Here is a 9,712-nt window from a genome sequence, read left to right as displayed (position 1 = left end):
CCGGTGTTCGCGTCGGCGTTGGATGAGGTGTTGGAGCACCTCCAAGGCGTGCGCGAGGTCATGTGGGGCGACGATGCCGAGGCGCTGAACCAGACTGGGAACACGCAGCCCGCGTTGTTCGCGGTCGAGGTCGCGCTGTATCGGCTGGCGGAGTCGTTCGGCATTGTCCCGCGGCTGCTCGCCGGGCACTCGATCGGCGAGATCGCGGCCGCACATGTCGCTGGGGTGCTGAGCCTTGAGGACGCGGCGAAGCTGGTCACCGCACGCGCGAGGCTCATGCAGGCGTTGCCTGTGGGTGGCGTGATGATCGCGCTGCAGGCCACTGAGGTAGAGGTCGTCCCATATCTCACCAGCGGTGTGTCGATCGCGGCGATCAACGCGGCCGACTCGGTGGTCATCGCGGGTGCCGAAGGCGAAGTGCGTGCGGTTGCCGACCGGTTCGCGGGGCGCAAGAGCAAGCAGCTCGCGGTCAGCCATGCGTTCCACTCGCCGTTGATGGAGCCGATGCTCGACGAGTTCCGGCAAGCGATTGCGGGAATCGCGTTCAACGAGCCGAGCATTCCGATCGCGACCACGGGCGACGTCACGGATCCCGAGTACTGGGTCAGCCATGTCCGCGACACGGTGCGGTTCACCGACAACGTCGCGCGACTCGCGGAGCAGGGTGCGAGTGCGTTCCTGGAGATCGGGCCGGACGGGGTGCTCGCGGCGCTCGTCGACGGAGCGATTCCGGCGCAGCGCAAGGACAGGGCCGAGCACAAGGCGTTCCTGCAGGCGCTCGCGCGCCTGCACGTCAGCGGCGTGCACGTCGAGTGGTCGAGCTTCTACCAGGGCGGCCACGGGGTCGACCTGCCGACGTATCCGTTCCAGCACGAGCGGTTCTGGCCCGAGGCGGCTGCCGGTGCGGTGGCGGCGGATCCGGCCGACGCGGCGTTCTGGACCGCGGTCGAGCAGGACGACGTCGCGTCCCTCGCCGCCACGCTGGACCTCGACAGCGAGACGCTGGCGGGTGTGCTGCCCGCGTTGTCGGAGTGGCGGGGGAAGCGCCAAGCGCAGTCCACAGTGGAGTCTTGGCTGCACCGCGAAAGCTGGCAGCCGGTGTCCGGTCTGGCCGCGAAGCCCGGCAAGTGGCTGGTGGTACTGCCGGTCGAGGTGGCGGAGGACGCGTGGGTGCGGACGCTGGTCGGCGCGCTCGGGGACGTCACGGAGCTCGGGGTCGCGTGGGCCGATCGTGAGCACCTCGCGGGGCAGCTCGTGGAGTTCGCGCAGGTGCCGTTCACCGGTGTGGTGTCGTTGCTGGCGTTGGACGACCTCGGCGACATCGCGCCGATCACCAGCACCACCGCGCTGATCCAGGCGCTCGGCGACGCCGGTGTCATGGCACCGATGTGGGTGGTGACGCGCGGCGCGGTGTCGACCGGGCGCGCGGACGCGGTCAGCAATCCCTGGCAGGCAGGTGTGTGGGGGCTCGGCCGCGTGGCCGCGCTGGAGCACCCGAACCGCTGGGGCGGCCTGGCCGACGTCGCCGCGGAGCTGGACGACCGGGCGGCGCAACGGTTCGTGGCCGCGCTGACGAGCGACGAGGATCAGGTCGCGGTCCGGGCGTCCGGGGTCTTCGGGCGGCGGATTCTCGTTGCGCCGCGAGCATCTCAGGAGTGGCAGCCGACCGGCACCGTCGTGATCACCGGCGGCACCGGCGCGCTGGGCAAGCACGTCGCGCGGGACCTGGTCGCGCGCGGCGCGGAGAAGGTCGTGCTGCTGAGCCGGCGCGGCCTGGACGCACCCGGCGCGGCGGACATCGTGGCGGAGCTGGGCGTCGAGGTCGTCAAATGCGACGTCGCGAACCGCGATGAGCTGGCTGCGGTGTTGACTCCCGACGTCAAAGCCGTTGTGCACGCTGCTGGTGTGCTCGACGACGGCGTGCTCGACGGGCTCACGCCGGAGCGGTTCACGGAGGTGTTCCAGGCAAAGGTCACGTCGGCGTTCCTGCTCGACGAACTGACGCGCGAGCTGGACCTCGACGCGTTCATCCTGTTCTCGTCGGTGGCGGGCGCGATCGGCAACCCCGGTCAGGCCAACTACGCCGCCGCCAACGCCGTTCTGGACGCCATCGCCGCGCAACGCCGTGAGCAAGGGCTTGCCGCGACGTCGATCGCGTGGGGCGCGTGGACCGGCGACGGGATGGCGGGCGAAGAGCGCGTCGCCCAAACGATCAAGTCCGTCGGCGCGTCCACCTTGGACCCGGAACTCGCGGTCGCGGCGATGCGAAGTGTGGTGGCGGAAACCGCGCCCACCGCCGTGATCGCGGACATCCACCACCCGCAGCTGCTCAGCGCGTTGCTGAGCCTGCGGCCGTCTCCTGTGCTGGCCGAGTTGCCCGGTGCCCGAGAGGTGCTGGACGAACTGGCCGCGGCGCGTCGGGACAGCGAGTCCGCCGCCGCGGAACTGCGTCGCAGCCTGCGTGAACTGCCTGCCGCGGAACGGATCGAGCCCGTCCTGAAGCTCGTCCGCACGCGTGCCGCCCTGGTGCTCGGCCACTCGGGCAAGGAGGCGGTGGCGTCGGACAAGGCGTTCCGCGACATCGGGTTCGACTCGCTGACCGCGGTTGAGCTGCGCAACCACCTCACCGAGATCACCGGCCTCGCGCTGCCCGCCGGACTCGTGTTCGACTATCCGTCGCCGCGTGTGCTGGCCGAACACCTGCTGTCGGAGTTGCTCGGCGAAGGTGCTGACGCCGACGACGTCTCGGTCGTGCAGACCACCGATGACATCGCGATCGTCGGCATGGCCTGCCACTTCCCGGACGGCATCGACTCGCCGGAAGACCTGTGGCGGCGGCTGGTCGCGGGTGAGGACGCGATGTCGGACTTCCCGGCCGACCGCGGCTGGGACCTGGCGTCGCTGCAGAGCTCGACGTTGCGCGGCGGCTTCCTGACCGGCGTCGCGGACTTCGACCCCGCGTTCTTCGGCATCTCGCCCCGGGAAGCGCTGGCGATGGACCCGCAGCAACGATTGCTGCTCGAAACCTCGTGGGAGGCCGTCGAACGCGCGGGTGTCGACCCCTCGTCGTTGCGCGGCTCGCGGACCGGCGTCTTCGTCGGCACGAACGGGCAGGACTACCAGCACGTCGTCATGGCCTCCAACGAGGACCTGGAAGGCCACGCCGGCACCGGACTCGCGGCTTCGGTGATCTCCGGCCGCATCTCGTACGCGCTGGGCTTGGAAGGTCCGGCGGTCACGATCGACACGGCGTGCTCCTCGGCGTTGGTGGCTCTTCACCTTGCCGCACAAGCCTTGCGCGGGGGCGAGTGCTCGCTTGCGCTGGCCGGCGGTGTCACGGTGATGGCGACGCCGACGTCGTTCTCCGGCTTCTCGCGGCAGGGCGGGCTCGCGCCGGACGGCCTGTGCAAGGCGTTCTCCGAGTCCGCGGACGGCACGGGCTGGTCCGAGGGCGTTGGCATCCTCGTCGTGGAACGGCTCTCCGACGCTGTCGCCGCTGGACACCCTGTGCTCGCGGTCGTGCGGGGCTCGGCGTTCAACCAGGACGGCGCCTCCAACGGCCTGACCGCGCCGAACGGACCTTCGCAGCAACGCGTCATCCGGCAAGCGCTTGCGTCCGGTGGCCTCTCACCGTCCGATGTGGACGCGGTGGAGGCGCACGGCACGGGAACTGTTCTGGGCGACCCGATCGAGGCCCAGGCGCTGCTGACCGTGTACGGGCAGGACCGCGCCGACCCGCTGTGGCTGGGCTCGGTGAAGTCGAACCTCGGTCACACGCAGGCCGCGGCCGGTGCGGCGGGCGTGATCAAGATGGTGATGGCGTTCCAGCGCGGACTGCTCCCGCGGACCCTGCACGTCACGTCGCCGTCGTCGCACATCGACTGGTCGGCGGGCGCGGTCTCGCTGCTGACCGAGAACACCCCGTGGCCCTCGGTCGACCGGCCTTGGCGCGCGGGCGTGTCGTCGTTCGGCATCTCCGGCACCAACGCCCACGTGATCTTGGAAGCGCCCGGCACGGGGATCCCCCCGTTTTCCAGCGTACCGGGCGAAATTGCTGGTCAACCGGGCTCAGCGAAATCTGTGGACAACTCTGCGGCTGTGGACAAACCGGCCGTTGTCGATCTTGCCGAGCCGGAATCGTCGGGCCGCCGTGGGACGCTTGGAGTGGGGACCTCGGACTCCCCCCGGGGGGCCCAGGCGGGATCGATTCCGAGCGGCGGGGCCGTGCCGTTGGCGGTGTCGGCGAAGTCGGCGGGGGCGTTGCGGGCCCAGGTCGAGCGGATTCGGGCGGTGGAGGCGGCCGACGTCGATGTCGCGTGGTCGTTGGTGCGGTCGCGGGCGTTGTTCGAGTGCAGGGCGGTGTTGTTCGACGGGGTCGAGGTCGCCAGCGGGGTCGCGGGGGAGCACACGCTCGCGGTGTTGTTCTCCGGGCAAGGGTCGCAGCGGCTCGGCATGGGGCGGGAGTTGTATGCGCGGTTCCCGGAGTTCGCGAACGCGTTCGACGACGTGCTCGCGCACCTCGACCCTGAGCTGAAGAGCGTGATCTGGGGCGAGGACGAGGAGAAGCTCAACCAGACGGGGAACACGCAGCCGGCGTTGTTCGCGTTCCACACCGCGCTCTTCCGGTTGTTGCAGGCGTTCGGGATCAAGCCCGCGCACCTCGCCGGTCACTCGATCGGGGAGATCGCGGCGGCGCACGTCGCGGGCGTGCTCAGCTTGGAGGACGCGGCGAAGCTCGTCAGTGCGCGCGCGAGTCTGATGCAGGCGCTTCCGCAGACGGGTGCCATGGTGGCCGTGCAGGCGACCGAAGAAGAAGTGAGCAGGCACCTCACGAGCAAGGTGTCGATCGCGGCGATCAACGGACCGAGCTCGATCGTCATCGCGGGTGACGAAACCGAAGTCGAGGCGATCGCGGCTCGATTTGAGAAGACCAAGCGGCTCAAGGTCAGTCATGCGTTCCACTCGCCGTTGATGGAGCCGATGCTCGACGACTTCCGGCGGGCGATCGCGGGCATCCGGTTCAGCGAGCCGAAGATCCCGATCAGCGCGACCGGGGACGTGACCGATCCGGAGTACTGGGTCAGACATGTGCGGGACGCGGTGCGGTTCACCGAGAACGTCGCGAAGATCCCGGCGACCAAGTTTCTGGAGGTCGGGCCGGACGGTGTCCTGAGCGCGCTGGTCGACGGCGCGATTCCGACGCTGCGGAAGAACAAGACCGAGGAGGCCGCGCTCGCCACCGCGCTCGGGCAGGTGCACGTCGACGGGATCAACGTCGACTGGTCGCCGTGGTTGGCAGGCGGCAAGCTGATCAGCCTGCCGACGTATCCGTTCGACCACGAGCGGTTCTGGCCCAAGGCAACCGTTGGTGGCCGTGCGGGAGATCCCGCGGCGTACGGGCTGAGGTCCGGCGGGCATCCGTTGCTCGGCGCGGCCATCGCGGTCGCGGGCACCGACGAGTTCGTCCTCAGCGGACGCCTCAGCCTCGCCACACACCCGTGGATCGCGGACCACGTCGTCGGGGGCGCGGTGTTGTTCCCCGGCACCGGGTTCCTCGACTTCGCGATCCGCGCGGGCGACATGGTCGGCTGCGATCGTGTCGACGGGCTCACGATCGTCGTGCCGCTCGTGCTGCCGGAGCGGGAAGCCGTCGCAGTGCAGGTGAGGGTCGGTGCGCCGGACGGCAACGGACGCCGGCCGGTCAGCATCCACTCGCAGCTGCCCGACTCGGACGAATGGCTCCAGCACGCCAGTGGCACGCTCGCCGAAGGCTCGAATCACGCCGAGTTCGACACCGCGGAGTGGCCGCCCGCGAACGCCGAAGAGCTTGGCCTGGAAGCGTTCTACGAGACGCTCACGGAAGGCGGGCTGGCTTACGGGCCGATCTTCCGTGGGCTGCAGCGGGCGTGGCGCAACGGCGACGAGGTGCTGGTCGAGGTCGCGCTGCCGGACAGCGTGGACGACGCTGCCACGTTCGGTGTGCACCCGGCGCTGCTCGACTCCGCGCTGCACGCCATCACGTTCGTCGACGGTGCGGGGCAGGGGTTGCCGTTCGAGTGGAATGGCGTGTCGCTGCACGCGATCGGGCCGTCGCGGTTGCGGGTCCGGTTGAAGCACACGGGCGGTGATGCCGTCGAGGTCACCGCCGTCGACGTCGAGGGCGCGCCGGTGCTGTCGGTGAAGTCGCTGGTGGTGAGGACGCCGTCGGTGAGTGCGCCGAGCAATCCTGTGGCGGAGTCGCTGTTCCGCGTCGACTGGGTGCCGGTGCAGGTCGGTGAAGCGGCAGAGATCGACGCGCGGGTCGTGGAACTGGCAGGCGGTCCGGGCGCGGCCGCTGTGCACGAGACGACCAAGCGTGTGCTGGAGATCCTGCAGAACGCTGAAGAGCGCGTGGTGTTCGTGACGCGCGGTGCGGCGGCGATCGGCGACGAGCCGATCACCGACCTGGGAGCGGCGGCCGCGTGGGGCCTGGTGCGGTCGGCACAGGCCGAGAATCCGGGCAGGTTCCTGCTGGTGGACCTCGACGAGAACAGCTCGCTGACGCCGGGAATGCTGGTCACCGAGGAACAGCAGCTGATCGTCCGCGACGGGACTGTCCACGCTGGACGGCTGGCGCGGTTGCAGACCGGGCCGACGCTGGTGCCGCCCACCGGAACACCGTGGCACCTCGACACCACCGCGAAGGGCAGTCTGGACAACCTCGTCCTGGCGCCGTGGCAGCCGGAGCCATTGCAGGGCAAGCAGGTCCGGATCGCGATCCGGGCGGCGGGCCTCAACTTCCGCGACGTGCTGAACGCGCTCGGCATGTATCCGGGCGAGGCGGGCTCGTTCGGTGCGGAGGCCGCCGGCATTGTCACCGAGCTCGGGCCCGAGTGCGCTGAACTGAGTGTCGGCGACCCGGTGTTCGGCATGCTGTTCGGCGGTATGGGACCGGTCGGCGTCGTCGAAGAGCCTTACCTGACCAGGCTTCCGGACGGCTGGACGTTCGAGCAGGGCGCGTCGGTGCCGCTGGTGTTCCTCACCGCGTACTACGCGCTGATCGAGCTCGGCAATGTGAGGCCGGGAGAGAAGGTTCTGGTCCACGCCGGCGCCGGTGGCGTTGGCATGGCGGCGATCCAGGTCGCGAAGCACCTCGGCGCGGAGGTGTTCGCCACCGCCAGCGAGAGCAAGTGGGGCGTGCTGCGCGGGCTCGGCCTCGACGACGCGCACATCGGCAACTCCCGCGACACCTCGTTCGAGCAGAAGTTCCCGCGCGTCGACCTCGTGCTGAACGCGCTGACCGGAGAGTTCATCGACGCCTCGCTGCGGTTACTCGGCCAGGGCGGGCGGTTCCTGGAGATGGGCAAGACCGATCTGCGGGAGGACGTGCCGGGTGTCTTCTACCGGCCGTTCGACCTCGGTGAGGCGCACCCCGACCACATTCAGCGCATGCTCACCGCGCTTGTGGAGTTGTTCGGGAGCGATGCGCTGGCGCCGCTGCCGATCGCCGCGTGGGACGTGCGGAGGGCGCGCGACGCATTCCGGTTCATGAGCAGGGCCAAGCACGTCGGCAAGATCGTGATCACGGTTCCGGCCGGATGGGATCCTGACGGCACTGTGGTGATCACGGGCGGCACCGGTGGTTTGGGTGCGGAGCTGGCGCGGCACCTCGTCGCGCGGGGCACCAGGAAGCTGTTGCTGCTCAGCCGCCGCGGCCTTGACTCGCCTGGCGCGGAGGACCTGGCGGCGTTGGATGCGGACGTCACCATCGCGGCTTGCGATGTGGCGGACCGGGACGCGTTGGCTGCTGTCCTCGGTGGACATGATGTGACCGCTGTCGTGCACACGGCCGGCGTGCTGGACGACGGTGTGATCGCCTCGATGACTCCGGAGCGGCTGGAGAAGGTGCTGCGGCCCAAGGTGGACGCCGCGTGGAACCTTCACTCGCTCGTTCCGGACGCGCACTTCGTCCTGTACTCGTCGGTGTCCGGTGTGCTCGGCACGGCCGGTCAGGGCAACTACGCGGCGGGCAACGCGTTCCTCGACGCGCTGGCGCAGTACCGGCGGTCGGTCGGGCTGCCTGCGGTGTCATTGGCCTGGGGCGCTTGGACTTCCGACGTCGGGATGACCAGGACGATGGACGCGGCCGCGTTGGAGCGGCTGGAGAAGTCGTCGATGCCGCCGATCTCGCTGGACCACGGCTTGGCGTTGTTCGACGCGGCTGTCGGTGTCGACGAGCCGCTCGTTGTGCCCGCGCGGATCATCACGGGTGCCAGCGCCACGATGGTGCCGCCGTTGCTGCGCAACCTTCTGCGGGGTGGACGGCGGACTGCGGCACGGACGCAGGGAACCGTTGCGCTGCAAGGGCTGCAGGACGTTCGTCCGGCCGAACGGCTGCGGGCGCTGGTGGACGTGGTGCGGGGCGAGGCCGCCGCGGTGCTCGGGCACTCGTCGGCGGACGCGATCGACGCGGACCGCGAGTTCCGGCAGCTGGGCTTCGACTCGCTGACGTCGGTCGAGCTGCGCAACCGGCTCGGCACGGCGACGGGGCTGACGTTGCCGGCGACGCTTGTGTTCGACTACCCGACGCCGGAAGCGTTGGCGGAACACCTTGTTGTCGAACTGTTCGGTGGGTCGGCTCAGGTCGAGGACTCGGTCAGGGTTTCCGACGAAGCCATCGCGATCGTCGGCATCGCGTGCAGGTTCCCCGGTGGCGTGTCGTCGCCGGAGGAGCTGTGGGAGCTGGTGCTGGGTGGGCGGGACGCGATCGGAGGGTTCCCGTCGGACCGCGGCTGGGACGAGAACCTCGTCGGCGACGGCGCCGGGCAGTCGGTGACCGGGCAGGGCGGGTTCATCGAGGGCATCGCGTCGTTCGACCCGGCGTTCTTCGGGATCTCGCCGCGCGAGGCCGTGTCGATGGACCCGCACCAGCGACTGGTGCTGGAGACGTCGTGGGAGGCCTTGGAGCGCACGGGCATCGACCCCTTGGCGTTGCGGGGCTCGCGGACCGGTGTCTACGTCGGCGCGTCCGGACAGGACTACGCGCACCTGATGCTCGCGTCGGAGCAGGCGCTGGAGGGGTATTCCGGCACCGGCACGTCGCCGAGCGTGATCGCCGGGCGGTTGTCCTACGCGCTCGGGCTCGAGGGGCCGTCGATGACGATCGACACGGCGTGCTCGTCGGCTCTGGTCGCTCTGCACTTGGCGGTGCAGGCGCTGCGGAACGGTGAGTGCTCGCTGGCGCTGGCCGGTGGTGTGCAGGTGATGTCGGCGCCGGGTGCGTTCATGGAGTTCTCGCTGCAGGACGGCCTCGCGCGTGACGGCCGTTGCAAGCCGTTCTCCGATTCTGCTGATGGCACCGCATGGTCTGAGGGCATCGGTGTGCTGGTGGTGGAGCGTTTGTCCGATGCCGTCGCTGCTGGGCATGACGTTCTTGCTGTCGTGCGTGGTTCCGCGGTCAACCAGGACGGTGCGTCCAACGGCCTGACCGCGCCCAACGGACCGTCGCAGCAGCGCGTGATCCGTCAGGCGTTGGCGTCGGCGGGGTTGACGTTCGCTGATGTCGACGCCGTTGAGGCGCACGGCACCGGCACGACTCTGGGCGATCCGATCGAGGCGCAGGCCTTGCTGGCCACCTACGGCCAGGACCGGCCGTCGCCTTTGCTGCTCGGCTCGATCAAGTCGAACATCGGCCACACGCAGGCCGCCGCGGGTGCCGCCGGTGTGATCAAGA

1 protein-coding gene is annotated in these 9,712 nt (G+C 69.9%); it reads left to right on the top strand.

The features are described 5' to 3' along the window. Positions 1–27 precede the first annotated feature (27 nt). Positions 28–9,712, top strand: a 9,685-nt coding sequence (locus tag ABZX92_RS43750) for an SDR family NAD(P)-dependent oxidoreductase (RefSeq protein ID WP_355571748.1), incomplete at its 3' end; no start/stop codon positions are given.

This window comes from Lentzea sp. NPDC006480 (genome assembly GCF_040611995.1).
Taxonomy (GTDB): domain Bacteria; phylum Actinomycetota; class Actinomycetes; order Mycobacteriales; family Pseudonocardiaceae; genus Lentzea.
Note: the sequence above shows the minus strand (reverse complement) of the source record. Positions and strands in the feature narration are given on the sequence as shown.